Origin of the sequence: Hypericibacter sp., assembly GCF_050729195.1 — a bacterium.
Classification (GTDB): domain Bacteria; phylum Pseudomonadota; class Alphaproteobacteria; order Dongiales; family Dongiaceae; genus Hypericibacter.
Genome location: NZ_JBOHKS010000194.1, coordinates 33,871 through 57,887, shown reverse-complemented (window position 1 = coordinate 57,887; position 24,017 = coordinate 33,871). Strand labels below are relative to the sequence as shown.

The 24,017-nt window shown below is 63.6% G+C and carries 24 protein-coding genes; 16 read left to right on the top strand and 8 right to left on the bottom strand.

Annotation, left to right across the window (positions count from 1 at the left end; translation table 11 throughout):
- On the top strand, positions 1-1,420 hold a 1,420-nt coding region (locus ACREE8_RS15085), incomplete at its 5' end, for a phospholipase D-like domain-containing protein (protein WP_431573832.1).
- 302 nt (positions 1,421-1,722) lie between these two features.
- A complete protein-coding gene (locus ACREE8_RS15080) occupies positions 1,723-1,860 on the top strand; it encodes a hypothetical protein (RefSeq protein ID WP_431573831.1) in 138 nt (45 codons plus the stop codon).
- A 73-nt stretch (positions 1,861-1,933) separates the two neighbouring features.
- Here ACREE8_RS15080 and ACREE8_RS15075 read toward each other — a convergent pair whose 3' ends face one another.
- Positions 1,934-2,161, bottom strand: a complete 228-nt coding sequence (locus ACREE8_RS15075; RefSeq protein WP_431573830.1) for a hypothetical protein — start codon at positions 2,159-2,161, stop codon at positions 1,934-1,936.
- A 117-nt stretch (positions 2,162-2,278) separates the two neighbouring features.
- Entirely contained in the window at positions 2,279-3,211 is a 933-nt protein-coding gene (locus tag ACREE8_RS15070; protein WP_431573829.1) for a heme o synthase, read from the bottom strand.
- Between the two features lie 418 nt (positions 3,212-3,629).
- Here ACREE8_RS15070 and ACREE8_RS15065 point away from each other — a divergent pair, with 418 nt between their 5' ends.
- From ACREE8_RS15065 to ACREE8_RS15045, 5 genes are all read left to right on the top strand, one after another.
- Positions 3,630-4,856 (top strand): cytochrome c oxidase subunit II, encoded by a 1,227-nt coding sequence (locus ACREE8_RS15065; protein ID WP_431573828.1) that lies wholly within the window; start codon positions 3,630-3,632, stop codon positions 4,854-4,856.
- A gap of 37 nt (positions 4,857-4,893) precedes the next feature.
- The gene (locus ACREE8_RS15060) at positions 4,894-6,705 is read left to right on the top strand and encodes a cytochrome c oxidase subunit I (RefSeq protein ID WP_431573827.1); all 1,812 of its coding nucleotides are present in this window, start codon (positions 4,894-4,896) and stop codon (positions 6,703-6,705) included.
- Between the two features lie 77 nt (positions 6,706-6,782).
- Positions 6,783-7,442, top strand: coding sequence for a cytochrome c oxidase subunit 3 (locus ACREE8_RS15055; protein WP_431573826.1), 660 nt, complete (start codon positions 6,783-6,785; stop codon positions 7,440-7,442).
- Positions 7,443-7,457: 15 nt separating this feature from the next.
- The gene (locus tag ACREE8_RS15050; RefSeq protein ID WP_431573825.1) at positions 7,458-8,159 is read left to right on the top strand and encodes a heme-copper oxidase subunit III family protein; all 702 of its coding nucleotides are present in this window, start codon (positions 7,458-7,460) and stop codon (positions 8,157-8,159) included.
- Positions 8,160-8,166: 7 nt separating this feature from the next.
- Positions 8,167-8,532 carry a cytochrome C oxidase subunit IV family protein gene (locus ACREE8_RS15045; protein ID WP_431573824.1) on the top strand — a complete coding sequence of 122 codons (366 nt, stop codon included), beginning with the start codon at positions 8,167-8,169 and terminating at the stop codon, positions 8,530-8,532.
- Between the two features lie 3 nt (positions 8,533-8,535).
- Here ACREE8_RS15045 and ACREE8_RS15040 read toward each other — a convergent pair whose 3' ends face one another.
- Complete coding sequence (locus tag ACREE8_RS15040) at positions 8,536-9,333, bottom strand: DUF2189 domain-containing protein (protein WP_431573823.1); 798 nt, start codon at positions 9,331-9,333, stop codon at positions 8,536-8,538.
- Between the two features lie 448 nt (positions 9,334-9,781).
- Here ACREE8_RS15040 and ACREE8_RS15035 point away from each other — a divergent pair, with 448 nt between their 5' ends.
- The gene (locus ACREE8_RS15035; protein WP_431573833.1) at positions 9,782-10,108 is read left to right on the top strand and encodes a transposase; all 327 of its coding nucleotides are present in this window, start codon (positions 9,782-9,784) and stop codon (positions 10,106-10,108) included.
- Here ACREE8_RS15035 and msrP read toward each other — a convergent pair.
- The 3 genes from msrP to ACREE8_RS15020 all read right to left on the bottom strand — a co-directional run bounded on the left by msrP (position 10,062) and on the right by ACREE8_RS15020 (position 14,037).
- The gene (gene msrP / locus ACREE8_RS15030; RefSeq protein WP_431573822.1) at positions 10,062-11,036 is read right to left on the bottom strand and encodes a protein-methionine-sulfoxide reductase catalytic subunit MsrP; all 975 of its coding nucleotides are present in this window, start codon (positions 11,034-11,036) and stop codon (positions 10,062-10,064) included. The genes ACREE8_RS15035 and msrP overlap by 47 nt on opposite strands.
- Positions 11,037-11,267: 231 nt before the next feature.
- Positions 11,268-11,753 (bottom strand): Dps family protein, encoded by a 486-nt coding sequence (locus ACREE8_RS15025; RefSeq protein ID WP_151176150.1) that lies wholly within the window; start codon positions 11,751-11,753, stop codon positions 11,268-11,270.
- Between the two features lie 235 nt (positions 11,754-11,988).
- Positions 11,989-14,037 (bottom strand): elongation factor G, encoded by a 2,049-nt coding sequence (locus ACREE8_RS15020; protein ID WP_431573821.1) that lies wholly within the window; start codon positions 14,035-14,037, stop codon positions 11,989-11,991.
- A 324-nt stretch (positions 14,038-14,361) separates the two neighbouring features.
- On the opposite strand from ACREE8_RS15020, the gene ACREE8_RS15015 reads away from it, so the two are divergent.
- Both ACREE8_RS15015 and ACREE8_RS15010 read left to right on the top strand, forming a co-directional pair.
- Positions 14,362-15,054: an exopolysaccharide biosynthesis protein gene (locus tag ACREE8_RS15015; protein WP_431573820.1), complete on the top strand. Its 693-nt coding sequence runs from the start codon at positions 14,362-14,364 to the stop codon at positions 15,052-15,054.
- A 175-nt stretch (positions 15,055-15,229) separates the two neighbouring features.
- Positions 15,230-15,889 carry an exopolysaccharide biosynthesis protein gene (locus ACREE8_RS15010; protein ID WP_431573819.1) on the top strand — a complete coding sequence of 220 codons (660 nt, stop codon included), beginning with the start codon at positions 15,230-15,232 and terminating at the stop codon, positions 15,887-15,889.
- Between the two features lie 10 nt (positions 15,890-15,899).
- Here ACREE8_RS15010 and ACREE8_RS15005 read toward each other — a convergent pair whose 3' ends face one another.
- Positions 15,900-17,102: a pyridoxal phosphate-dependent aminotransferase gene (locus ACREE8_RS15005; protein ID WP_431573818.1), complete on the bottom strand. Its 1,203-nt coding sequence runs from the start codon at positions 17,100-17,102 to the stop codon at positions 15,900-15,902.
- Positions 17,103-17,436: 334 nt separating this feature from the next.
- Between ACREE8_RS15005 and ACREE8_RS15000 the strand changes: the two genes are divergently transcribed.
- From ACREE8_RS15000 to ACREE8_RS14975, 6 genes are all read left to right on the top strand, one after another.
- Positions 17,437-17,958, top strand: a complete 522-nt coding sequence (locus ACREE8_RS15000; protein WP_431573817.1) for a c-type cytochrome — start codon at positions 17,437-17,439, stop codon at positions 17,956-17,958.
- Between the two features lie 396 nt (positions 17,959-18,354).
- Positions 18,355-18,600, top strand: coding sequence for a hypothetical protein (locus tag ACREE8_RS14995; RefSeq protein WP_431573816.1), 246 nt, complete (start codon positions 18,355-18,357; stop codon positions 18,598-18,600).
- A 241-nt stretch (positions 18,601-18,841) separates the two neighbouring features.
- A complete protein-coding gene (uvrB, locus tag ACREE8_RS14990) occupies positions 18,842-21,049 on the top strand; it encodes an excinuclease ABC subunit UvrB (RefSeq protein WP_431573815.1) in 2,208 nt (735 codons plus the stop codon).
- Between the two features lie 204 nt (positions 21,050-21,253).
- Complete coding sequence (locus ACREE8_RS14985) at positions 21,254-21,658, top strand: MAPEG family protein (protein WP_431573814.1); 405 nt, start codon at positions 21,254-21,256, stop codon at positions 21,656-21,658.
- 13 nt (positions 21,659-21,671) lie between these two features.
- Complete coding sequence (msrB, locus tag ACREE8_RS14980; RefSeq protein ID WP_431573813.1) at positions 21,672-22,097, top strand: peptide-methionine (R)-S-oxide reductase MsrB; 426 nt, start codon at positions 21,672-21,674, stop codon at positions 22,095-22,097.
- Between the two features lie 25 nt (positions 22,098-22,122).
- Positions 22,123-22,716 carry an NAD(P)H oxidoreductase gene (locus ACREE8_RS14975; protein ID WP_431573812.1) on the top strand — a complete coding sequence of 198 codons (594 nt, stop codon included), beginning with the start codon at positions 22,123-22,125 and terminating at the stop codon, positions 22,714-22,716.
- Positions 22,717-22,731: 15 nt separating this feature from the next.
- Here the strand turns inward: ACREE8_RS14975 and ACREE8_RS14970 are convergent, their stop codons facing one another.
- The gene (locus tag ACREE8_RS14970) at positions 22,732-23,823 is read right to left on the bottom strand and encodes an alkene reductase (RefSeq protein WP_431573811.1); all 1,092 of its coding nucleotides are present in this window, start codon (positions 23,821-23,823) and stop codon (positions 22,732-22,734) included.
- Positions 23,824-24,017: the final 194 nt, after the last annotated feature.

Here is a 24,017-nt window from a genome sequence, read left to right as displayed (position 1 = left end):
GCTGCAAACAGGCCCTTTCATGGGGCGGTGGCGAGAACCATCGCCGCGAAAATTTTTCTCCCTCCTGGTCGGCGCCGCACTGGTCACGCTGTCGGCCTGTGCACCGGTCCCGCCGATGGACGGTATCATCGCGCAAGCGCCGACGACGACTATGACACCGCGTCTCTTTGATGCGCAGGACCCCCTGACCGAGGAGCAGAGCCGAGCGACTCTGGCAAAGCTCGAGACCGAGGTTGGAGGCGAGATCCTGCGCCGGCATATCGCGGTCGAGGAATCGGTGACTGAGAGCCCGCTGACGGTCGACAACCGGGTCAAGCTGCTGCCGGACGGGCTCAGCACCTTCAGGGCGATCTTCGCCGCGATCCGCAACGCCCAGCATCAGGTCAATCTCGAATATTTCATCTTCGAGGATGTGGAGAGCGACGGGCGGAAGCTCGGCGATCTGCTGATCGAGCAGCAGCAGAAGGGCGTCGAGATCAATGTCATCTATGACGCGATCAGCTATGCCAACACGCCCCAGGCCTTCATCGACCGGCTGAAGCAGGCCGGCATCAACATGGTCGAGTTCAATCCGCTCAATCCGATCGACGCGACGGCGTCGCCGAACGACCGCGACCATCGCAAGATCCTGGTCGCCGACGGTAAGATCGCCATCGTCGGCGGCGTCAATCTGAGCCAGTCCTACCAGAGTTCGCCCTTGAGCGGCGCCGGGAAGATCGATTCCAAGAATCCGGTCTGGAACGACACCGATGTCGAGATCGAGGGGCCGGTGGTGGCCGAGATCCAGAAACTGTTCCTCGACACCTGGCAACGCCAGGGCGGCCCGGCGATCTCCGCGGCCGCCCCCGAAATCCCGTCGCCGCCACCCGGCAACCAGATCATGCGGGTGATCGGCAGCGGCCCCGACGAGCCCCTGCCGCGCTATTACGCGACCCTGCTCTCCGCCATCCATTATGCCGAGAATCGGGTCTGGCTGGCGACCGGCTATTTCGTGCCAACCCGGCAGGAGATGCAGGAGCTCGTCGCCGCCGCGCGCCGTGGCGTCGATGTCAGGCTGCTGCTGCCCGGCATCAGCGATTCGCAGCTGGCGCTCGCGGTGGCCCATTCCAACTATGAGGATCTGCTCGAGGCCGGCGTGAAGATCTACGAGATCCGCGACGCCTATCTCCATTCCAAGTTCGCCACGATCGACGGCGTCTGGTCGTCGATCGGCTCCTCCAACATCGACCATCGCAGCGTGCTCTTCAACGACGAGGTCGATGTGGTGATCCTCGGGACCGACAGCGCGCGCCAGTTCGAGGCGCATTTCGAGACGCAGCAGCAGGAAGCGATGGCGCTCGACGTCGAGAGCTGGGAGGACCGCCCGCTCCCGGACCGGATCGGCGAAGGTTTATCGCGGATCTGGGAGGACCTGCTCTAGCACCGGCGGCTCAAGCGTAGAGCCGCTCATTCGGGCCCTGCCGGTGCGGAAGTTGGGCTGGCGGCCATGCTGGGCTCTATGCCCAATCACATGAGCGCCGCCATGGTCGACAAACCAATCCTCCTGCCGTTGATCGCCGCCGCTCCGACATTCACCGCCGATGATCCTGCCCCGACTGGCGGGGTCGAACTGCCGCGTCTGCACGCAGTGCGCCAGACGATGAGATAGATGCAAGAGGAACATCTAAAGCAACTGGCGCAGAAGCATACCCTTGAAGCGCGCTACAACCTTTTGTCGAGGCGATGCGTTCAGACTTCAGGACTGCACAGAAGAAGGCCGCCCGCTTTCTTCCGGACCGCATGGACCTGGTGAAGCGCTTCATGCCAGATGACGCGGCCACCATCGAACAGGACATCAACCGAATTCCGAGCGGCAAATAGCTGCGCCGCCGTGGCGCGATGTCCAGCCCGAATTCGCGAGCCGCATGTCAACGCGATCGAGGCCGGCCTGTCCTCAGGGTTTCTTTCGTCCTATCGTGAAGCCGGCCAATGTGGCGATCACACCGACCCCCAGCAAGATCCAGTAGAGCGTCACTGGGGCCGCGCTTGGTTCAGGCATCGCCCCCGCCTCAGGCGTCGGCGCCGATATCTTCAAATAGGCCAGGGTCAATGCCATTACCACCGCCAAAGCGAGACCGCCCCATCTGAGTGCAAGGATGAGCCAGTTCGGCAAGTTCGGCATGGCGTCCTCCCGTTGGAGACGTTCGGATCCAAGAATTATAGCACCGAATGACCGGAGCCATTGAGCCTGGCGCGGTATTGGAGCTCGGCCGAAGTTCGTCTCAAGCCGGCGGATTGATCAGCCCCCGGCCCGCTGCGCAAAGGCCGCGGCCGACACGTGGTCGATGACGAGCGTCGCAAACAGCACGAAGAGATAGAGGATCGAAAAGCGGAACATACGCCGTGCGGCGCGTCCGCCCCGCTCGCGCAGGACCTGGACAGCAAGTAGCAGAAAGCAGGTGCCCATGACCGCGGCGACCGCGCCATAGGCGATCCCGGCCATGCCCAAAACCAAGGGCGCGAAGCTGAGCGGCACGAGCAGCGACGTATAGATCAGGATTTGGCGCCTGGTCTTGGCCTTACCGGCGACTACCGGCAGCATAGGCACGCCAGCCTTGGCGTAGTCGTTCGCCCGGTACAGCGCGAGCGCCCAAAAGTGCGGCGGCGTCCACATAAAGATGATCAGGAACAACGCGAAGGAATCGAGGCTGATCGCCCCAGTCACCGCGGCCCAGCCGATCATTGGTGGAAAGGCCCCCGCCGCGCCGCCAATAACGATGTTCTGCGGCGTGCGCCGCTTCAGCCAGACGGTGTAGACAAAGACATAGAAGCCGATGGCGAGCGCGAGCAACGCCGCGGCGGTCCAGTTGACCGCCACACCCATGAGCATGATCGAGAACAGGGTCAGCGTGACGCCGAAGGCGAGTGCCCTGTCGGGAGCCACCCGTCCGGCCGGGATCGGCCGTTTGCGGGTCCGCTCCATCAACGCGTCGATGTCGCGGTCGTACCACATGTTGATCGCCCCAGCCGCCCCGGCGCCGACGGCGATGCACAGCACTGCCACCGCAGCCAGCAACGGATGCAGGCCGCCGGGCGCCACGACCAGGCCAGCGAAGCCCGTGAACACGACGAGCGACATGACCCGCGGCTTGAGCAGGGCCAAGTAATCTCTTACCCGCGCGCCGGCGGATTGAGCGATGCCCTGGGCTGCGCCGGTGGTTTCTACCGACATTCCCCAGATAGCCTCCAAATTTGTCATGACTGTGCCCCCGGGCCGCAACAGGCTGCGACAATCCTGCCTCTAGCCAAGATGGCGATGTCAATGATATCTTATAGGGTTATCAAAGTGAGCGTAATGGCGTCGATTTTTGACGCCCTACGGGAGAGATCAGATCAGCATGCTGCTGAAAGGCTCCTCACGTTTGATAGCGAGACGTGAATCCTTCGGTCGACGAACCGGAGGACAGGATGCGAGGTCAGGACCAGTCGAGCAGTAGCCCCTTCGGCTACGTGGACCTTGAGAGCCGGGTTCCGGCCAAGCCCTCCCTGCGGCTAATCGAGGAGATGCTGCGCGCTACCCCGCATGCTCCCCAGAACACCCACAATACCGGATCTTGTGGCCCATTCGGTCGACGGCGGGGGGTCACATTATGACGGTCCCGATTGTCGTTCTCGGTATCGGCCTGATCCTGCTGGCCATGGCCGGCCTCTCCGTCCTCGGCCGCATGGCGGGCGCTCCCAACTGGATGCTCGGGGGCCTCATTGCCATTGTCGGCGTCAGCGGCCTGTTCGCCGCCGCCCGCAGCGGCGTCGACAACCCGGTCGGCTATTACGGCGGCCTGCTCTTCTTCGTGATCAGCGTGCTGCTCGTCTTCTACTTCATGAAGCTGACCTTCGACGAAGCCGAGAAGCCCAAGCAGGAACCGACCGAAGGGCCTGCCCGGGAGGGGTCGAGCGTCACACCAGACATAGGGGCAAGGGCGACGAAGAATGCTGTAGCACTGGCAATTCTTCTCGTGGCCGTCGGCACTGTCGCATTTCACTTTCTGAGCCCGTGGTGGTGGACGCCCATCGCCTCAAACTGGGGTTACGTCGATACCACCATCATCATCACATTCTGGATCACCGGGGTCGTTTTCATCGGCATCATTTGTTTTATGGCCTATTGCGTGTTCCGCTATCGTCATCAGGAGGGAAGACGGGCGACCTACGAGCCGGAGAACAAGAAGCTGGAGTGGTGGCTCACCGCACTGACCACGGTGGGCGTCGCGGGCATGCTGACCCCAGGCCTGTTCGTATGGGACCGTTTCGTCACGGTCCCGAAAGAGGCGGCGGAATTCGAGGTTATGGGCCAGCAGTGGCAGTTCACTTTCCGATTGCCCGGAAAGGACGGCGTGTTGGGCACGTCCGACTCCCGGAACATCAGTTCCAAAAACCCGTTTGGTCTGAACCCGAACGATCCCTACGGGCGAGACGACGTCCTGATCGAAAGCGACGAGATACACCTTCCGCTCAATAAGCCGGTCAAGGTGTTGCTCCGCTCCATAGACGTCCTGCATGATTTTTTTGTGCCCCAGTTCCGGGCCAAGATGGACATGGTGCCGGGTACGGTCACCTACTATTGGTTCATCCCCACCAGAACGGGAACATTCGATGTGCTCTGCTTCGAACTATGCGGCGTTGGCCACTATACGATGCGTGCCAAGGTCGTGGTCGAGGAGGAGAGCACCTATCAGGCGTGGTTGAAAGAGCAGCCGACGTTCGCGCAGCTGTTGGCTCGAGGCGGGAATGGTACAGGAGAGGAATTAATTCCGGTCTCGAGCAAGCGGGAGACAGCCTCCGCGGAGCCGGGCTTTGCACGGAGGGACTCGAACTAGGAGAGCCTCCCGCAAAGAAAACGAGGAGGGTGCGCTGATGTCTTATTTCACACCTACCGCAGCCAAAGATGTTCCGCCGGCCGAAGTTGCAGAGGTCGAGCTTTACCATCCGAAAAGCTGGGTGACGAAGTACGTCTTTTCTCAAGACGCCAAGATCATCGCCATCCAGTATGCCTTCACGGCGATCTCGATAGGGTTGGTGGCTCTGGTGTTGTCGTGGCTGATGCGACTGCAACTGGGGTTCCCGGACACTTTCTCCTTTATCGATGCAAGCGCTTACTACCAGTTCATCACGATGCACGGGATGATCATGGTGATCTACCTGCTCACCGCGCTGTTCTTGGGCGGCTTTGGCAACTACCTCATCCCGCTGATGGTGGGCGCCCGCGATATGGTTTTCCCCTATGTAAACATGCTGAGTTATTGGATCTATCTACTCGCCGTGCTGGTGCTGGTCGCGAGCTTCTTCATGCCGGGCGGGCCCACCGGCGCCGGCTGGACCCTGTACCCGCCCCAGGCCATCCTCTCCGGCACTCCGGGGGGAGCGGGCGGGGGCATTATTCTGATGCTCGTCTCCCTGGCTCTCTTCATCATCGGATTCACCATGGGCGGTCTGAATTATGTGGTGACGGTGCTGCAGGCCCGTACACGAGGGATGACGCTGCTGCGCCTGCCCTTGTCGGTATGGGGCATTTTCACGGCCACCATCCTGGCGCTGCTGGCTTTCCCCGCCTTGTTCGTCAGCGCCGTGATGATGTTGTTTGACCGGATCCTGGGGACCAGCTTCTTCATGCCGGCCATTGTCGCGATGGGGGAGCAGCTCAAATACAGCGGCGGTAGTCCGATACTGTTTCAGCACCTGTTCTGGTTTTTCGGCCATCCCGAGGTCTACATCGTCGCCCTGCCGGCGTTCGGCATGGTATCCGACCTGATCAGTGTCCATGCGCGGAGACACATCTTCGGCTATCGGATGATGGTCTGGGCGATCGTGGTCATCGGCGGCCTCAGCTTCGTGGTGTGGGCGCACCACATGTACGTCAGCGGCATGAACCCGTATTTCGGTTTCTTTTTCGCCACCACCACACTCATCATCGCCATCCCCACCGCCCTGAAGGTCTACAACTGGACGTTGACCCTGTGGCGCGGCAACATTCACCTCACGGTTCCGATGCTGTTTGCCATCGGATTTATCATCACGTTCGTGAACGGGGGGATCACGGGGCTGTTCCTCGGCAATGCCGTCGTGGATGTTCCGCTCTCCGACACCATGTTCGTGGTCGCTCATTTTCATATGGTGATGGGAGTGGCGCCAATCCTCGTGATCATGGGAGCGATATACCATTGGTACCCCTTGATAACGGGGCGAATGCTGAACGAGCGGCTGGGCAGGCTTCACTTCTGGGTCACCTTCCTCGGCGCCTATTCGATTTTTCTCCCCCTCCACTATCTGGGCTTTCTGGGTGTGCCGCGCCGATATTTCGAATTGGGAGAAACCAGCTTCATCCCTGAATCGGCCGCAACGCTGAACAAATTCGTCACCGTCATGGCGTTGATCGTGGGTTTCACCCAGCTGGTGTTTTTGTTCAACCTGGCGTGGAGCGCTTTCAAAGGCAAACTTGCCGGCCGCAACCCCTGGCACGCCACCACGCTGGAATGGCAGACACCTGATAGCCCGCCGGGGCATGGCAACTGGGGCCCGACCCTGCCGGTGGTCTATCGCTGGGCTTACGCGTATGGCGTGCCGGGCGCCGACCGGGACTTCATACCGCAAAACCTTCCGCCCGATCAGGTAACCGCCGACGAAGGTCATGAGGAGCTTCCCGGCGTCGCGGCCCGGTCGGCGGAATAGAGGCGATTGATGGCCCAAGCGGTCTCACGAATGGCTTCGAGACGAGCCGGGGCGCCCGGCTTCGGGGTGGATAAGACATGAATTTATTCCGTCAGATGACAGAAAAGCCCTGGGCGCCGATACAGGGCAACGTCGTGGACTTGCATGATGGAAGCGCATTCTCCGTGCCTACGGCGACGCTCGGCCTGAGGGTGTTTCTTGCCGTGGTCACGGTCCTGTTCTTGCTCCTGATCATGGCTTACGGAAGCCGGATGGAGTATGAGGACTGGCGCCCCACGCCTCAGCTGTGGCTGTTGTGGCTGAATACGGCCATGCTGGCCCTGAGCAGCGTCGCGATGCAATGGGCGCGGATGGCAGCACGTCGCGGCGAAATAAACGGTGTGACGGCCGGCCTGATTGCCGGGGGTGTTTTCGCCGTTGCCTTTCTGGGCGGGCAGATCTTGGCCTGGCGCCAACTGAACATGATGATTGCCTTCGACATCACGAACCCGGCGATCGCTTTCTTCTACCTGATCACCGCGCTGCACGGGCTGCACCTGTTGGGCGGTCTGGTGGCTTGGGGCAGGACCACCGCCAAACTGTGGCGCGGCTTTGACGTGGTCCGCCTGCGCCTGAGCGTGGAGCTGTGTGCCGTTTACTGGCACTTCCTGCTCGTGGTTTGGCTGATCCTTTTCGGTCTGCTGTTTTCAGGCAACGATACTCTGGGCACTTTGTTAGCCATCTGTGGAATCAGGTAATCGGGATCAAAGCCTATGACAGAGCCCCTCACGCGACCCGAAGGCTGGCAAGGCATCGTCGCCGATTGGTCCTCCGACCAGCGGGCGTTCAAGAACGTCTCCTGGGGCAAGGCGATGATGTGGATCTTCCTCCTCAGCGACACCTTCATCTTCAGCTGTTTTCTGCTCTCGTACATGACGGTGCGAATGTCCACGACGGTGCCGTGGCCGAACCCCAGTGAGATCTTCGCTTTGCAGATCGGGGACAAAAAAATCCCCCTCATCCTGATCGCCATCATGACGTTCATCTTGATCAGCAGCAGCGGGACGATGGCGATGGCCGTCAACTTCGGCTATCGACACGATCGCGTCAAATCCGCTGTCTTGATGTTGGTGACCGCGCTGTTTGGCGCTACATTCGTTGGAATGCAGGCCTTTGAGTGGACCAAGCTGATTGTGGAGCTAGGGGTGCGTCCCTGGGGCAATGCGTTCGGCGCGGCCCAGTTCGGCTCCACGTTTTTCATGATCACGGGTTTCCATGGCACGCATGTGTCGATCGGCGTGATTTTCCTGATCATCATTGCTCGGAAGGTTTGGCGGGGAGACTTCGACCGCAACAGGCGCGGCTTTTTCACCAGCAGGAAGGGGAACTACGAGGCCGTCGAAATCATGGGTCTGTATTGGCATTTCGTCGATCTGGTGTGGGTGTTCATCTTCGCGCTCTTCTATCTCTGGTGAGGGAAACATGGTGCAAGCAGAGAGCCAGCAGCATTCAATGAAGCGAGCCACAGCGCACGCGGAGGGCCAGCAGCATCCCATTGGTATTTATCTCGCGATCTGGGGATTGCTGTTTGTTTTCAGCACTTTCTCCTATCTCGTCGACTACTTCCACCTTCAGGGCACCCTCAGATGGTCTCTGATCCTCCTGTTCATGGTGGTGAAGGCAGGGTTGATCGTCGCCGTCTTCATGCATATGCGCTGGGAGCGGCTCGCCCTGATGTTTGCCATTTTGCTCCCGCCGGCCTTGGTGTTGGTGTTCGTGGGACTCATGACGTTGGAAGCGAGCTACACCTTCTTCACGCGGATCATATTCTTCGCGACGGGATCCTAGCGTTCAGCTCTTCACAACCTTGCGATACAGATGCCAGGTCGAATGCCCGAGCACCGGCAGCACGACGGCGAGGCCGACGAAAAAAGGCAGAGAGCCAATCACCAGGGCGCCGACGACGATGAAGCCCCACATCGCCATCGTTGTCGGGTTCGCGAGAACCGCTCTTACCGATGTTGTGACCGCCGTTATGACGCCGACGTCGCGGTCCAGAAGCAGCGGAAAGGACAGCACGCTGAGGGTGAACACCACGACGGCGAAGAGGAAACCAACGCCGCAGCCCGCGATTATAAGTGCCCAGCCGGACGGCGTGGTGAAGACTTGGCGGGCGAATTCCGCAATCGACGCCGGCACCGCGCTGCCGAAATATAGCTCGTAGATGGTCTGCGCTGCGAACAACCACGCGGAATAGATCCCCATCAGCACGATGCCGAGCACCACAATGGCATCGATGGCCGGGGATCGGAGAACGTCGAAGAGGTGCCTCCGGGAGATATCGAGACCCTTTTCGCGACGTCGGCTCAGTTCGTACATGCCGATCGCGACCAACGGGCCGATCAGGGTGTATCCGGCAAAGAGCGGGAAGACCAGCGGTAACACCTCGTATCCGGCGGCAGTCCTGGCGGCAACGAGAGTGACGATGGGATATATCAAGCAAAGGAAAACCAGATGGGTTGGCATCGCATTGAAGTCGGCCAGGCCCCTGGCCAAAGCGTCTCTGAGGTCCGCCTTGTCGATCTTGCGGACAACCGGTTGAGCGGGCCTATAGGCGCGCTCGTCGGCGATCGGCTTTTCATTCGTCATGGTCGTGCCTCCTGAACCGATGGTCCGGGCGGCCGCGACGCCAAAGGTGACAGAGAGCACCCGTTCCGGCCGCTGGGCACGTCGAGCTGCGTTCCCCATTGTACGCTTGTCAACGGCGGAGCAAAACTGGGCTCGGGTGGCGTGTCGGTGACACATCACATGTCCGGGTTTTGTAGTACCTGAGTTCTCCGGCTCAGATAGCAGGCGGCTGTGGGTATCGGCGTTGTCGTTGCCGACGGCGCGCCCCTCCTGGATGCACAGCAGATCCTGCTATTCGTCGCGCCGGCTGGCGACGAAAGCGGAGCCGGGCTCGGTCATGACGAACTGATGTCGCCGCATGTGAGGGGCTGCCAGCGGGCTGTGACAGTGGGGCGGCGGCAGTAGCGCGCTCTACCGCAAGGCCCCGCGCGACTCGGAGTCTCGCGAAGACGGTCAACCGTACTTCGCCCTGTCCGCCCACAAGGTCAACGAGGTGCGCCGGATCACCGAAGCCGTCGGCGCGGAGCTATGCTATCTGCCGCCCTGCGGCCCCGACCTCAATGCGATCGAGCCATCTTTCGCCCAACTCAACGCCCATCCGCGAAAGGCCAAGGAACGTACCCTCGACACCTTCTACGACCGAATCGCAACCATCCTCCATCTCGTCACCCCCAACCGTTTCACCCGCATGGGGGAGGAGATAGGAGTACGGCGACATAGATTTGCCGCCGAGGATCGCCGCCTCCGGCTCAAGCGTAGAGCCGCTCGTTCTGGAGATCCTTGTAGAGCTCGGTGACCTGCTCGGCATAGCCGTTGAAGAGCTGGGTCGCCACCACATCGTCGGTGCCGAGCACGCGTTCATGCGCCTGGCTCCAGCGCGGATGCGGGACCTCCGGATTCACATTGGCCCAGAAGCCATACTCGCTCGACTGCAGCGCCTGCCAGAAATTCATCGGCTGCTGGTCGGTGAAGCTGAAGCGCACGATCGACTTGATCGATTTGAACCCGTATTTCCACGGCACGGTGAGGCGCAGGGGCGATCCGTTCTGGGGCGGCAGCGGCTTGCCATAGACGCCGGTCGCGAGGAAAGCCAGCTCGTTCGTCGCCTCCGCCATGGTCAAGCCTTCCACATAGGGCCAGGGATACCAGGCCTGATTCTGGCCGGGCGCCACGTCGGGATTCTCGAAGGTCTCCATGCGGAGATATTTGGCGTCGGCCGAAGGCTGCGCCATCGCCACCAGCGCCTTCAGCGGAAAGCCGCTCCAGGGAACCGCCATCGACCAGGCTTCGACGCAGCGATGGCGATAGAGCCGCTCCTCGAGCGGCATCTTGGCCAGGAGATCGTCGATCCCGATCTCGATCGGCTGCGCCACCATGCCGTCGATCTTGACGGTCCAGGGACGGATCGGAAGCGCCTGCGCGTCCGCGACCACATCCTTGCTTTCGTTGAACTCGTAGAAATTGTTCCAGCTCGTCGCCCATTTCTCGGCGGTGAGCGCACGGTCGAGCTTGTAATTGTCGTTATGCGGGACCGGATAGAGCTTGGCCGAAGGGTCGGCCATGGCTGCGGCCCATGCCGGGCGAAGGCCGGCGAAGCCGGCACCGGCCAGCAAAATCGGCCCCAGCGCCAGGCCGGTCACCAGGCGTCGGCGATCGCGGAAGATCGCTTCGGGCGTCGCCGCCCGCTCCGGCAATTCCCAGCTCCGTCGCGTCCGAATCAGCATGGCGGCGCTCCTCTCCCCGTCGTTCCGGCGTTTTGCGCCTTCCAGACCTAAGCCGCGATGCCCCTCCGCTCAATTCAAGAAAGAGTGAGGCCCACGCGAGGATTGGCGGAAAAGGTTCATATCGCCCCACCCTCGCCACCGGCGGCGATCAATCCCAGAGAAACGGCAACGCCCGCGGACCGGCCCTGAAAGGCCGGGCGCGGGCGCGCCGGGAACTCGAAAACCGTCCTGTCAGTCGAGCAGGCTGCGCAGCATCCAGGCGTTCTTCTCATGAACCTGCATGCGCTGCGTCAGCAGGTCGGCGGTCGGCTCGTCATGCGCCTTGTCGACGACCGGGAACACGCTGCGCGCGGTGCGGGTGACGGCCTCCTGGCCGGCGACCAACTGGCGGATCATCTCCTCGGCGTCGGGCACGCCGTCCGCTTCCTTGATGGAGGAGAGCTTGGAATAGGCCTTGTAGCTGCCGGGCGCGGGGTGACCCAGCGCGCGGATGCGCTCGGCGATGAGATCGACGGCCAGCGCCAGCTCCGTGTACTGCGCCTCGAACATGAGATGCAGCGTGTTGAACATCGGACCGGTCACGTTCCAATGAAAATTGTGGGTCTTGAGATAGAGCGTGTAGCTGTCGGCCAGCAGATTCGACAGGCCGTCGGCGATCTTCTTGCGATCCTTCTCCGCGATGCCGATCTCGATCGGCATCTCGCCCTTCTTTCCCATGTTTCCCCTCCGAAAGAGTCCATCGACGATGACAAATGGGCCGGCCTGACGGGCGGCAGGCAAGTTATAGACGCCTGAATCGGCGCTTCAAGTCCGATTTGGATTATTTCCAATCTGTTGCAGACGCAAGGCGACGAGGCCCAAGAATTGGGTCCCATCCGTTCTCACCCCACGATCTTCCGACGCCAGACTTCGGAGGCCGAAGAGCGGAAGGAGGATTGTTCGAATACGAAAATCAATGCGCGGGCTGCAGCCTCTGCTCGACCACCTTGTCGGCGATCCGCCCGATCAGCTCCTGGAGATGATCGAACTTCCAGGCGAAGGTGCCGACGCCGAGGGTCAGCGAGCGCAGCTCGATGATCAGGTCATGCAGCTCCGATTGCGGCAGCTGGGCGCTGACCTCGTCCCAGCCGAGCCAGCCCTCCTTGGCATCGAAACCCAGGATCTGGCCGCGCCGGCCGCTGATGAGTCCATGCACGCGCGAGGTGAACTCCGTCGGCACCGTCACCGTCACCGCGAAGATCGGTTCCAGCAGCACCGGCTCGCAACTCGGCATGGCCTCGGTCATCGCCATGCGCGCCGCGGTCTTGAAGGCCATGTCGGAACTGTCGACCGAATGGAACTGGCCGTCCGTCAGGGTCACGGCCACATCGACCACGGGGAATCCGAGCGGCCCACGGACAAGATAGTCGCGCACGCCCTCCTCCACCGACGGGATATATTGCCGCGGCACCGCGCCCCCCACGATCTCGTCATGGAACTCGAACCCCTTGCCGCGCGGCAAGGGCGCGATGCCGACATGGATGTCGGCGAACTGGCCATGGCCGCCGCTCTGGCGCTTGAAGCGCGAATGATGCTTGACGCCCTTGCGGATCGTCTCCTTGTAGTTCACATGCGGGCGATGCGATTTGACCGGCAGGTTGTATTTGAGCCGGAGGCGGTCGATCGCGATCTGCAGATGGATTTCGCCCTGGCCCCACAGCACCATCTCGTGGGTGTCGGGATTGTGCTCGACCGTCAGCGCCTCGTCTTCCTCGACCAGCTTGTGCAGCGCCGCCGTCAGCTTGACCTCGTCGGCGCGATTTTCGGTGTCGATCGCCAGTGAGAACAGCGGCGCCGGCTTGGCCGGCCAGGGTGTCGCGGTCTTGGCCTTGCCGCTGGCCGAAAGCAGCATGCCGGTCGCGACATCGTCCATACGGCCGAGGGCGACCACGTCGCCCGGGCTGGCCGCGGCCAGCTTCGCCAGCTCATGCCCTTTCATCCGCGCCACGCTGCCAACGCGATGGCCGGAGAGCATCATCCCATCCTGCAGCTTGCCGCCCCAGACGCGTGCCAATGACAGCTTGCCGGTGTGGGACTGGTGGTAGGTCTTGAACACCTGAACGACGGTGTCGCTCGGATCGGCCACGATCCCCAGCCGCTTCGCCGTCTCGCGCGCATCGGGCACCTCGTGGCGCAGCGCCTTGAGCAGGCGGCGAACGCCATGATCCCGGTCGGCCGCCCCCATGAGGACCGGCACGATCAGGTCGGCGGCCAGATCCTTGGTCAATTGCTGATAGATGCTGTCCTTCGAAGGCACCGCATCCTCGAGCAGTTGCTCGAGCAGGGCGTCGTCGAAATCGGCCAGCGACTCCAGCATGGAGCGGCGCGCGGTCTGCTCGCGCTCCAGCACCGTCTCCGGCATCTTCACCAGATCCGAGGGCTGGCCCGGCTTGTACTGATAGGCGCGCTCGCTCACCAGATCGACATAGCCGGTGACCTGATCGACGCCGTTCTTGTCGGGAGTGCGGATCGGCACCTGGCGCAGCACCAGCGGGCGCGCCGACACCGCCTGCAACGCCGCCAGCAGCTCGCTCACGCGATGCGGGGCGATGTCCATCTTGTTGATGAACAGCAGGTGGGGAATCTTGCGGTCGTCGAGGAACTTCAGCAGCGGCGCCAGGATCAGCGCCTTGGCCGGCTCGGGTTCGCACACCACCACGGCGGCATCGGCCACCATGAGCGCCTGCTGCGCTTCGCGCGCGAGCTCGACGGAGCCGGGACAATCGAGGAAGCACCAGGATTCGCCGAGGAACTCGGTCGTGGCCGCGGAGATCTCGGCGGACATCTTGCGCGCCCGCGCCTCGGGGGCGCTGTCGCCGACCGTGTTGCCTTCCTTGACGGTGCCTTTCCTGGAGATCGAACCGGTGACGAAGAGGAGACTCTCGAGCAGCGTCGTCTTGCCGCTGAGATAAGGACCCACCAAGGCGGCGCAACGGGGCGCCGCCGTCGTTTTCTCGCCCATGGCCATACTCCCTGATCCGCGTGTCTGTTGCGTTGGGGACGGTTCGGCCCTGGGCCTTCCGCCCTTGGTTGGCTCTCATCATTCCGGCGCGGGCGCCGCGGTGGCAAGCGGAATTCGCCCCTTAGGGCCGGTGGAGCCCGTGACAAGCTTAAACCGCGGTAAGACCCGGCCTTCGGAGAGCGGGCGGGAATTCACGGGAACCGGACATAAAGAAACCGCGTTTACCCTGTCTATTGGGGCCGCTGGCCCTGCGACATCGATCCCTGGTGGTTGCCCCCTCGAACGGCCCCGCCGTGCCAGCTTTTTCCGGAGTAGGGTCGTCCGATGACTGCGGACTCCACGCCCCATCGCTCGCGCGCTTCTTCCCGCCGGGAGAACAGCGCCAAACGCAAACGGCCGCCGCGGCGCGGCACGGGCCGGCCTGAAAGCGTGTCGCGGCTGCTGGTCGATTTCGGCAAGGGGTGGAAAGCGGAAACCATCGCCATCGGCGAGCTGATGTCGGCGCTGGAGCATCGCGGCTATGGCATGCTGCTGATCCTGTTCGCGCTGCCGAACCTGATCCCCAATCCGATCCCGGGCCTCTCGGCGATCTTCGGCGTTCCGCTCGCGATCCTGAGCGTGCAGATCATCCTGCAGCGGCCGCATCCCTGGCTGCCTTCCTGGCTCGCCAAGCGCGACATCAAGCGCGAGGCCTATCAGCGCATCGTCGATCGCGCCGCGCCCTCGCTGACCAAGATCGAGCGGATCCTCAAGCCGCGCCTGCCGATCATGCTCGAGCCCCCGGCGATGTCCTTGATCGCGGGCCTCTGTCTCGTGCTGAGCCTGCTCCTGATCCTGCCGATCCCCCTCACCGGCATGGTGCTCGCGGCACCGGTCGTGCTGTTCGGCCTGGCGCTGATGCAACGCGACGGTTTCTGCGCGCTGGTCGCAGCGCTGCTCGGCAATGCCGCGATGATCTTCGCGATCGGCGCCGGCTGGGCCGCGATCAGGGGCGTGGCCGCCGCCGTTCCCAACTGATCGATGGTCGTCCACCTGCCGAAGCAGAAGGCCAAGGACATCAAACCGTCATCGGCCGCGCCTCTTTTCAGCCTCAATCCCCGGATTGAATGCAGCCCGTCATCCGTGCCGGGGGAAACGCCTTCCCGTCGTCAGACCGGCTTCTCGGACCCGCGAACGAGATCGAGGCGAGCCCGTGACTGCCGAAGCCTTCGCTGCCGGTTCTCCGCGCAACGGCCCTCGCCGCAGCGTCTCCCGCATTCTTCTCGAATTCGGACGCGACTGGCCGAAAGAGCGCGTGGCGCTCGGCGAGATCGTGTCGACGCTGAATGAACGCAGCTATGGGCTGCTGTTGATTCTGTTCGCCCTGCCCAATCTCGTGCCGATCTACCTGCCGGGGCTGTCCGCCGTGCTGGGCCTGCCCTTGGCATTCATCGCGCTGCAGATGATCCTGGGGCGATCGCGGCCCTGGCTGCCCCAGGCCATGCTGCAGCGATCGATCTCGCGCGAGGACTATGCGCGGGTGATCGGCAAGGCGTTACCGGCGCTGGTGCGGGTCGAACGCATTCTCAAGCCCCGCCTGTCGTTTCTCACCGTCGCGGTGGCGGAGCGGCTGATCGGAGGCTTCTGCCTGGTGCTGAGCCTGCTGCTGGCCTTGCCGATTCCGCTGACCAACATTCCGTTGGCGTTGCCGGTGGCCTTGTTCGGCCTCGCCCTGATCGAGCGCGACGGACTCTGCGCCCTGGCTGCGACGGCCTTGGGCCTCGGCGCCGTGACCTTCGCCGCCATCGCCGGCTGGGCCGTCTTCAAGGCGGTCTGGGCCTTCCTCGCCGCCTTCGCCCTCAGCGCGGGCTGAAGCCCGGCCTTCAGCTCAGCTTCGCGCAGGCGCGCTGGATGCGCGTGCAGGCATCCTTCAGCGCCTCGGTCGAGGTCGCGTAGGAGATGCGGAAGAAGGGCGACAAGCCGAAGGCCGAGCCCTGCACCGCCGCCACGCCCTCGGCCTCGAGGATGTAGGCGACGAAATCATCGTCGCTGGCAATGACCTTGCCTTCCGGCGTGCGCTTGCCGATGGTGCCGGCGCAGGACGGATAGACATAAAAGGCACCTTCCGGCTTGTGGCACTTGATGCCCTTCGCCTGGTTCAGCATGTCGACGACCATGTCGCGGCGCTGCTTGAAGACGGCGTTGTGCTTGGCGATGAACTCCTGCGGTCCGCTCAGCGCCTCGACCGAGGCGGCCTGGCTGATCGAGCAGGGGTTGGAGGTGCTCTGCGACTGCACCTTGGCGATCGCCTTGATCAGCGCCACCGGCGCCGCCGCATAGCCGATGCGCCAGCCGGTCATGCAATAGGCCTTGCTCACGCCGTTCATCGTGACCGTACGGTCCTTCAGGCGCGGCTCGATCTGCGCCGGCGTGGAGAAGACGAAATTGTCATAGACCAGATGCTCATACATGTCGTCGGTCAGGATCCAGACATGCGGATGCTTGACCAGCACGTCGGTCAGCGCCTTCAGCTCGTCGCGCGTATAGGCGGCACCGGTCGGGTTGGACGGGCTGTTGAGGATGATCCATTTGGTCTTGGGCGTGATGGCGCGGTCGAGATCGCGCGCGTTCAGCTTGAAACCGCTCTCCTGGCTGCAAGGCACGAACACCGGCTTGCCCTCGCAGAGCAGCACGATGTCGGGATAGGACACCCAATAGGGCGCCGGGATCACCACCTCGTCGCCGGGGTTCAGCGTCGCGACCATCGCGTTATAGATGATCTGCTTGCCGCCCGACGCGACCGTGATCTCGTCGATCTTGTAGCCGAGGCCGTTCTCGCGCTCGAACTTGGCGCAGATCGCCTTCTTCAGCTCGTTGGTGCCGTCGACATTGGTGTATTTCGTGTCGCCGCGGCGGATCGCTTCGACCGCCGCCGCCTTGATGTTGTCGGGCGTGTCGAAGTCCGGCTCGCCGGCACCGAGCCCGATCACGTCGCGCCCGGCCGCCTTGAGCTCACGCGCCTTCATGGTGACGGCGATGGTGGGCGACGGCTTGATCAGATCGAGACGGTCAGCGAGGAAGGCCATGGCGAATTCCTGGGCTCGTAGATGAAGGGAAAATCGGGCCGCGGCGGCGATGCGATTCCAGCACGCGGCAAGCGGCGCGAAGATAGTCGCCGCCCGCCCTCGGCGCAAGCCGGGACCATGGATTTATGTTGGGAAATACGCGATCCGTTTCATCTGTGTCGCGCATTGTTACCGCGACAACGCACTCTTGAAACGATGCTTCCCGCACATAAGGGAATTGCATCGAATCTTATTCATTCCGTCTCGACAACGGTCGATTGCTTCCCGTAGAAGGCGCTCCTGCGGAGCGGTTCATCTCGCGATCCGCGTCTCATCTCGGGGGAGAGGCCCAACCATGACCATGTCCAAGACACCGTTTCCGGCGCGTGGTGCCGCCTTCGGCGCGCTGATCCTGACTCTGGCCGGCTTCGGGGCCGCGCCGGCCCTGGCCGAAAGCACCATCGAGCGCGGCCGCTATCTCGCGACCATCATGGATTGCGGCGGGTGCCATACCCCGGGCGCCATGACGGGCCAGCCCGACATGGCCCATGCGCTGGGTGGCTCCGATATCGGCTTCGAGATCCCGGGCCTCGGCGTCTTCTATCCGCCCAACCTGACCTCGGACAAGGAAACCGGTCTCGGCCAATGGAGCCAGGCCGAGATCATCGCGGCCGTCCGCACCGGCGTGCGGCCCGACGGGCGCGAGCTGGCGCCGGTCATGCCCTGGCACTCCTACGGCGCGCTCACCGAGAGCGATGCCAAGGCCCTGGCGGCCTTCATCAAGACCCTGCCGGCCTTCTCCCATAAGGTGCCGGGTCCCTTCGGCGCCGGCCAGACGCTCACGGCGCCCTACTTCACGGTGGCGGTCCCGAAGTAACGGCCGCGCCCTTTTCGCAGATGCAACCAACCCTGTTCTCGCCTGTGGGCGAGAACAGGGTTTTCCTTTGCGCCGGCGCCAGCCCCTCATCCTGCATTCGCGCCAAATGCATCGGTTGCAGCGCCCAGGAAAAAATCCCGCGCGTTAACCACGGCCCTTAACACGGCCGAAACGCCATCTGCCGCAATCATGAGACTCCAGCGGAAGAGCTGGGCGAGGTGACGAAAGGCGGCGGGGTTTCAGAGCGCCAAGAGCGGGCGCCACATTTCCGCCCCAAAGAATCACGGAAACGCCCCAGGAGGGGGCGTGTCTCGCCACAGCGACTGACCATATCTGCATTGTCCGAGCGACCAAGGGGGTCGCGAAGGAGAATGCCGAAGGATTAGGGGGTGCAGGATGCGCGGTAATGCCAAGTTTGCGCAGGACAACGGGTCGATCCCAGGCGGCAAGGGCCGCAAGCTGATCGCCAGCATCCGGGTCGGTCTGATGTCGGGCGTCATGTTGTTGGCGCTGCTCGTGCTGTCGGTTCCGCGTGTGGCCGAGTCTCTCGGCCTGAAACCGCCGCCGGGTCTCGTCAGCGTGGCCCAGCTGGGACCTTCGGTTCCGGCTTGGTCGCAACACCCGAATGAGTCGGGCCGGTGACAGGGCCTGACCCGTTCATGACAGTCGGTTCCCCTTAGAGCGGTTCCATCCGCCCTCCCGGCCTCCATCAGAGGCCGGGTTTCTTTTTGCCCGCCGCCCGGGCCCTCGGGCGGCATTTTCATGAGCATGGCAGGGTCGCAGGCCCCACCCCTACCCAGGGCGGGACCGGCTCGCTATATCTGGGGCCATGTCGCCAAGGCTGAATTCCGTCAAAGGGGCTCCCCCAGGATTCGACCCGATCGTGCTCGAACGCCCGATCGCGGGCGAAGGCACGCCGTTCAAGCTGGTTTCCCCCTTCGATCCGGCGGGCGACCAGCCCCAGGCCATCGAGCAGCTCACCGAGGGACTGGTAAAGGGCGAGCGCGACCAGGTGCTGCTGGGCGTGACGGGCTCCGGCAAGACCTACACCATGGCCCATGTGATTCAGCGGCTGCAGCGCCCGACCCTGGTCCTGGCGCCGAACAAGACCCTCGCCGCCCAGCTCTATGGCGAGATGAAGAGCTTCTTCCCGGAAAACGCGGTCGAGTATTTCGTCTCCTATTACGACTACTACCAGCCCGAGGCCTACGTCCCGCGGACCGACACCTATATCGAGAAGGAAAGCTCGATCAACGAGCAGATCGACCGCATGCGCCACTCGGCGACGCGCTCGCTGTTCGAGCGCCGCGACGTCATCATCGTGGCATCGGTCTCCTGCATCTACGGTATCGGCTCGCCCGAGACCTACTCGACCATGACCATCACGATCAAGAAGGGCGACACGCGCGAGCGCCATGAGCTGCTGCGCCGCCTGGTCGAGATCCAGTACAAGCGCAACGACGCCGCCTTCCAGCGCGGCTCGTTCCGTGTGCGCGGCGATTCGATCGAGATCTTCCCGGCCCATCTGGAAGACCGCGCCTGGCGGCTGTCGCTGTTCGGCGACGAGGTCGAGAGCATCGTCGAGTTCGACCCGCTGACGGGCGAGCGCATCGCGGCCCTCAACGAGATCAAGATCTACGCCAACAGCCACTACGTCACGCCGAAGCCGACCCTGAATCAGGCGATCGAGCAGATCAAGGTGGAGCTCAAGCTGCGGCTCGAGGACTTCGCCAAGACCGGCAAGCTGCTGGAAGCCCAGCGGCTGGAGCAGCGCACCCAGTTCGACATCGAGATGATGGCGGCGACGGGCTCCTGCGCCGGCATCGAGAACTATTCCCGCTATCTCACCGGCCGCAAGCCGGGCGAGCCGCCGCCGACCCTGTTCGAATATATCCCCGCCGACGCGCTGCTGATCGTGGATGAGAGCCATGTGACCGTGCCGCAGGTGGGCGGCATGTATCGCGGCGACTTCCAGCGCAAGAACACGCTGTCGGAGTTCGGCTTCCGCCTGCCTTCCTGCATCGACAACCGCCCGCTCAAATTCGAGGAGTGGGACGTGATGCGGCCGCAGTCGGTCTATGTCTCGGCGACGCCGGGGCCCTGGGAGATGGAGCGCACCGAGGGCGTTTTCGCCGAGCAGGTGATCCGCCCGACCGGTCTGATCGATCCGCCCTGCCTCATCCGCCCGACCGAGACCCAGGTGGACGACGTGATCGCCGAATGCAAGGCGGCCGCGGCCAAGGGCCAGCGCGTGCTGATCACCACCCTGACCAAGCGCATGGCCGAGGATCTGACCGAATATATGCATGAGGCGGGCGTGCGCGTGCGCTACATCCATTCCGACGTCGAGACCCTGGAGCGCATCGAGATCATCCGCGACCTGCGGCTCGGCGCCTTCGACGTGCTGATCGGCATCAACCTGCTGCGCGAAGGCCTCGATATTCCGGAATGCGCGCTGGTCGCCATCCTCGATGCCGACAAGGAAGGCTATCTGCGCTCGCAGACCTCGCTGATCCAGACCATCGGCCGTGCCGCGCGCAATGTCGAAGGCCGCGTCATCCTCTATGCCGACGTCATGACCAAATCGATGGAAAAGGCGCTGGGCGAAACCCAGCGCCGGCGCGACAAGCAGACGGCCTGGAACGTGGCCCACGGGATCACGCCGGAATCGATCAAGAAATCGATCGGCGACATTCTCGAGAGCGTCTATGAGCGCGATCATGTCACGGTCACGACCGGCGACAAGGGGGCCTTGCATCATATCGGCCACAACCTCCAGGCCACCGTGGCCGACCTGGAGAAACGCATGCGCACCGCCGCGGCCGATCTCGAATTCGAGGAAGCGGCCCGGCTGCGCGACGAGCTCCGCCGGCTCGAGGCCATGCAGCTGGAGATCCCCGCAGGAGCGCCAGGTTCGGGAGGCCGCTCGATCGGCGGCCGCGCGGGCGAACCCCCTCAGGTCGGCCCCCGTCCGCCCCGCATCTCCAAGGCGGCCGAGCCGGCCCTCACGCCGTGGGACCGCCCCGCCGGTGCCGCCAAGGCCGGCCGCCCCAAGCGCGGCGGGTTCAGGGGCCGCAGCAAGCGGGGCTGATTGCAGACGAATCGCTTCCCCCCGAATGGGGGAAGGTTAGGAAGGGGGCTGCGGGGAGCAGGACTTCCCCCTCCCACGCCCTCCCCCGTTCCGGGGGAGGGGATTAACTCAAACCGCGTTCCGGTCACTCCCTCGTGACTCGAATCCTCCGGCCGGCCCATTATCTGTGGCAGGCAACCCCAGACCCCCGAGCATCCCACCCCGATGGCTGACCTGTACCCCTGGCCCGCTCTGGCGACGATTGCGGCTCTGCTCGTCTATCTGGCGACCTTCGTTCTCGCCAGCCGGATGCGCTATCGCCATAAGGTCATGGCGCCCTCGACCGAGGGACCGGAGGAGTTCAAGCGGGCGCAACGGATCCAGGCCAACACGCTCGAACAGCTGGTGCCGTTCCTGGCCTCGCTCTGGCTGTTCGCGATCTTTGTCTCGCCGCTCTGGGCGGCGGTGCTGGGCGCGGTCTGGGTCGCGGGCCGCGTCCTCTACATGGTCAGCTATTTTCGCGACCCCGCGAAACGCGGGCCCGGCTTCGTGGTCGCCGCGGCGGCCTGCATCGCCTTGCTGGCGGGCGCGTTGATCGGCGTGATCTGCCGGCTTTTCGTCCTGTCTTGATGAGGAGGTTTCCATGACCGACAGCCATACCAAGTCTCCCAAGATCCAGAAGCCCGACGCCGAATGGCGCAAGCAGCTCACGCCCGAGCAATATCGGGTCGCGCGCGAGGCCGGCACCGAGCGCGCCTTCACCGGCGAGTACTGGGACAATCACGAAGCCGGCGAATATCGCTGCGTCTGCTGCGGCGAACTGCTGTTCGAATCGGACGACAAGTTCGATTCCGGCTGCGGCTGGCCGAGCTTCACCCAGCCCAAGGCCAAGGACGCCGTCGAGACCCAGACCGACCGCAGCCATATGATGGTGCGCACCGAGGTTCATTGCTCCCGCTGCGCGGCGCATCTGGGCCATATCTTCCCCGACGGCCCGGCGCCGACGGGCTTGCGTTACTGCATCAACTCGGCTTCCCTCACCTTCGATCCGAAGGACGAGAAGAAATAGATCGCCAGGCCTGGGGGAAGTCTCGATGCAAGTGCTGACCGTTCTCTGCCACCCGCGCCCCGATTCCCTCACGGCGGGCGTCGCGAATGAATTCCGCGCGGGACTGGCGGAGAGCGGCCATGGCGGCGAGCTGGCCGATCTCTATGCCGAGGGCTTCGACCCCTTGGTCTTCCCGCCCGACGAGCCGGATTGGCATCAGCCTAAACGCTATTCCGACGCGGTCCTGGCCGAGCAGGCACGGGTCGAACGCCACGATGCGATCGCCATGGTGTTTCCGGTCTGGTGGTGGTCGGTGCCGGCGATGCTCAAGGGCTGGATCGACCGGGTCTGGAATCGCGGCTGGGCCTATAGCCAGAGCCAGTTGCGACTGGAGCAGGGATTACTCATCGGCGTCGCCGCCGGCACGGCCAAGAATTATGACGGGCAGCGCGGCTATCGCGGCGCCATGGAGATCCAGCTGGTCCAGGGCGTCCTGGACTATTGCAAGGTCCGCAACGGCCGGCTCGAGCTGCTGATGAATTCGAAGGAGTCCGATGCGATGCGGACGGAACTGCTCCGCCGCGCCCGGGCCCTCGGTCGCGAGTTCGCCCGTGCACCGGCCGAGGCGGTCGAGTCCTAGCAGGCCTGAGTTGCCTCAGCGCCTCGCCGTCGTCGGATCCGACAGGGGCGAATAGTCGGTATAGCCGCGGTCATCGCCGCCATAGAAGGTCGCGCGATCGGCCGGGTTGAGCGGTGCCTGGCGGCGCAGTCGTTCGGGAAGATCGGGGTTGGCAAGGAAGGCCGCCCCGAATGAGATCAGGTCGGCCTCGCCGGATATGATCGCCTTCTCGGCCAACGCATGGGTGTAGCCGCCATTCAGGATGAGCGGCCCTTTGAAGGCGCGCCGCAGGATCGGGGCGACGAGCGGAGCCTGTCCCGCCTCGCTGCCGGTCACGGCTTCCACCACATGAAGATAGGCGAGACCCAGCGGGGACAATTCCCGCGCCGCCTGAGCGAAGGTGGCGGCCGGATCGGAATCGCTCATGTCGTTGAAGTTCTGGAGCGGCGATAACCGCACGCCGACGCGGTCCGCGCTCCAGCCGCCGGCGGCGGCTTGCGTGACCTCCAGCAGGAGCCGGACGCGATTGGCAATGCTGCCGCCGTAACGGTCGGTCCGCCGGTTGGATCCGTCGCGCAGGAACTGATCGATGAGATAGCCATTGCCGGCATGAATCTCGATGCCGTCGAATCCAGCCATGCGGGCACGCCAGGCGGCGGCACCGAAGTCGGCCACGATCTCCGCGATCTCGCTCGCCTCGAGCGCGCGCGGCGTCGGGAAAGGCAACAGCCCCTCGGCCGTGAAGGCCTTGCCACGGGCCGGAATGGCCGAGGGCGCAACCGGCAAAGCCCGCCCCGGCAACAGCGACGGGTGCGAGGCGCGGCCCGCATGCCAGAGCTGCAGAAAGATTCGCCCGTCCGCCGCATGAACGGCGTCGGTCACCCGACGCCAGCCGTCGATCTGGGATTCGTTATGGATGCCGGGTGTGCGGGGATAACCGACGGCTTGATGCGAGATCTGGCTGGCCTCGGTCACGATCAGGCCGGCGCTGGCGCGTTGCGCATAGTAAGTCGCCATGGCCGCCGTCGGCACCTGATCGTCGCTCGCGCGATTGCGCGTCATCGGCGCCATCGCAATGCGGTTCGGCAGACGCAGGGGGCCGATCGTCGTCGGCGTGAAAAGATTCATCGTTCCAGTCCGTTAAATGATGCGGCAAGCCCGCCATCCACCCCCGGCGCTTCTTTCTAAAGCCTACCATCCAGGTGGCGGTTAGCGAGATTTTCTCAAGGCCCGCAGAAGAAAAGCTCGGTTTACGGCGGCGGCACTCGACGGGTTTGCTGAGGCGTAGCCGCATTCTACGCCGCCTCCACAACATTGGCCTG

What these genes read in the sequence shown, in the direction of transcription:
- ACREE8_RS14970 (WP_431573811.1), bottom strand. Translation starts at nt 23,823, where the DNA reads ATGAATCTTTTCACGCCGACGACGATCGGCCCCCTGCGTCTGCCGAAC.
- ACREE8_RS15005 (WP_431573818.1), bottom strand. Translation starts at nt 17,102, where the DNA reads ATGGCCTTCCTCGCTGACCGTCTCGATCTGATCAAGCCGTCGCCCACC.
- ACREE8_RS14975 (WP_431573812.1), top strand. Translation starts at nt 22,123, where the DNA reads ATGCAAGTGCTGACCGTTCTCTGCCACCCGCGCCCCGATTCCCTCACG.
- ACREE8_RS14985 (WP_431573814.1), top strand. Translation starts at nt 21,254, where the DNA reads ATGGCTGACCTGTACCCCTGGCCCGCTCTGGCGACGATTGCGGCTCTG.
- ACREE8_RS15045 (WP_431573824.1), top strand. Translation starts at nt 8,167, where the DNA reads ATGGTGCAAGCAGAGAGCCAGCAGCATTCAATGAAGCGAGCCACAGCG.
- ACREE8_RS15075 (WP_431573830.1), bottom strand. Translation starts at nt 2,161, where the DNA reads ATGCCGAACTTGCCGAACTGGCTCATCCTTGCACTCAGATGGGGCGGT.
- ACREE8_RS15020 (WP_431573821.1), bottom strand. Translation starts at nt 14,037, where the DNA reads ATGGGCGAGAAAACGACGGCGGCGCCCCGTTGCGCCGCCTTGGTGGGT.
- ACREE8_RS15000 (WP_431573817.1), top strand. Translation starts at nt 17,437, where the DNA reads ATGACCATGTCCAAGACACCGTTTCCGGCGCGTGGTGCCGCCTTCGGC.
- ACREE8_RS15025 (WP_151176150.1), bottom strand. Translation starts at nt 11,753, where the DNA reads ATGGGAAAGAAGGGCGAGATGCCGATCGAGATCGGCATCGCGGAGAAG.
- ACREE8_RS15080 (WP_431573831.1), top strand. Translation starts at nt 1,723, where the DNA reads ATGCGTTCAGACTTCAGGACTGCACAGAAGAAGGCCGCCCGCTTTCTT.
- ACREE8_RS15040 (WP_431573823.1), bottom strand. Translation starts at nt 9,333, where the DNA reads ATGACGAATGAAAAGCCGATCGCCGACGAGCGCGCCTATAGGCCCGCT.
- msrP (WP_431573822.1), bottom strand. Translation starts at nt 11,036, where the DNA reads ATGCTGATTCGGACGCGACGGAGCTGGGAATTGCCGGAGCGGGCGGCG.
- ACREE8_RS15055 (WP_431573826.1), top strand. Translation starts at nt 6,783, where the DNA reads ATGAATTTATTCCGTCAGATGACAGAAAAGCCCTGGGCGCCGATACAG.
- ACREE8_RS15050 (WP_431573825.1), top strand. Translation starts at nt 7,458, where the DNA reads ATGACAGAGCCCCTCACGCGACCCGAAGGCTGGCAAGGCATCGTCGCC.
- ACREE8_RS15065 (WP_431573828.1), top strand. Translation starts at nt 3,630, where the DNA reads ATGACGGTCCCGATTGTCGTTCTCGGTATCGGCCTGATCCTGCTGGCC.
- ACREE8_RS14995 (WP_431573816.1), top strand. Translation starts at nt 18,355, where the DNA reads ATGCGCGGTAATGCCAAGTTTGCGCAGGACAACGGGTCGATCCCAGGC.
- msrB (WP_431573813.1), top strand. Translation starts at nt 21,672, where the DNA reads ATGACCGACAGCCATACCAAGTCTCCCAAGATCCAGAAGCCCGACGCC.
- ACREE8_RS15015 (WP_431573820.1), top strand. Translation starts at nt 14,362, where the DNA reads ATGACTGCGGACTCCACGCCCCATCGCTCGCGCGCTTCTTCCCGCCGG.
- ACREE8_RS15070 (WP_431573829.1), bottom strand. Translation starts at nt 3,211, where the DNA reads ATGTCGGTAGAAACCACCGGCGCAGCCCAGGGCATCGCTCAATCCGCC.
- ACREE8_RS15060 (WP_431573827.1), top strand. Translation starts at nt 4,894, where the DNA reads ATGTCTTATTTCACACCTACCGCAGCCAAAGATGTTCCGCCGGCCGAA.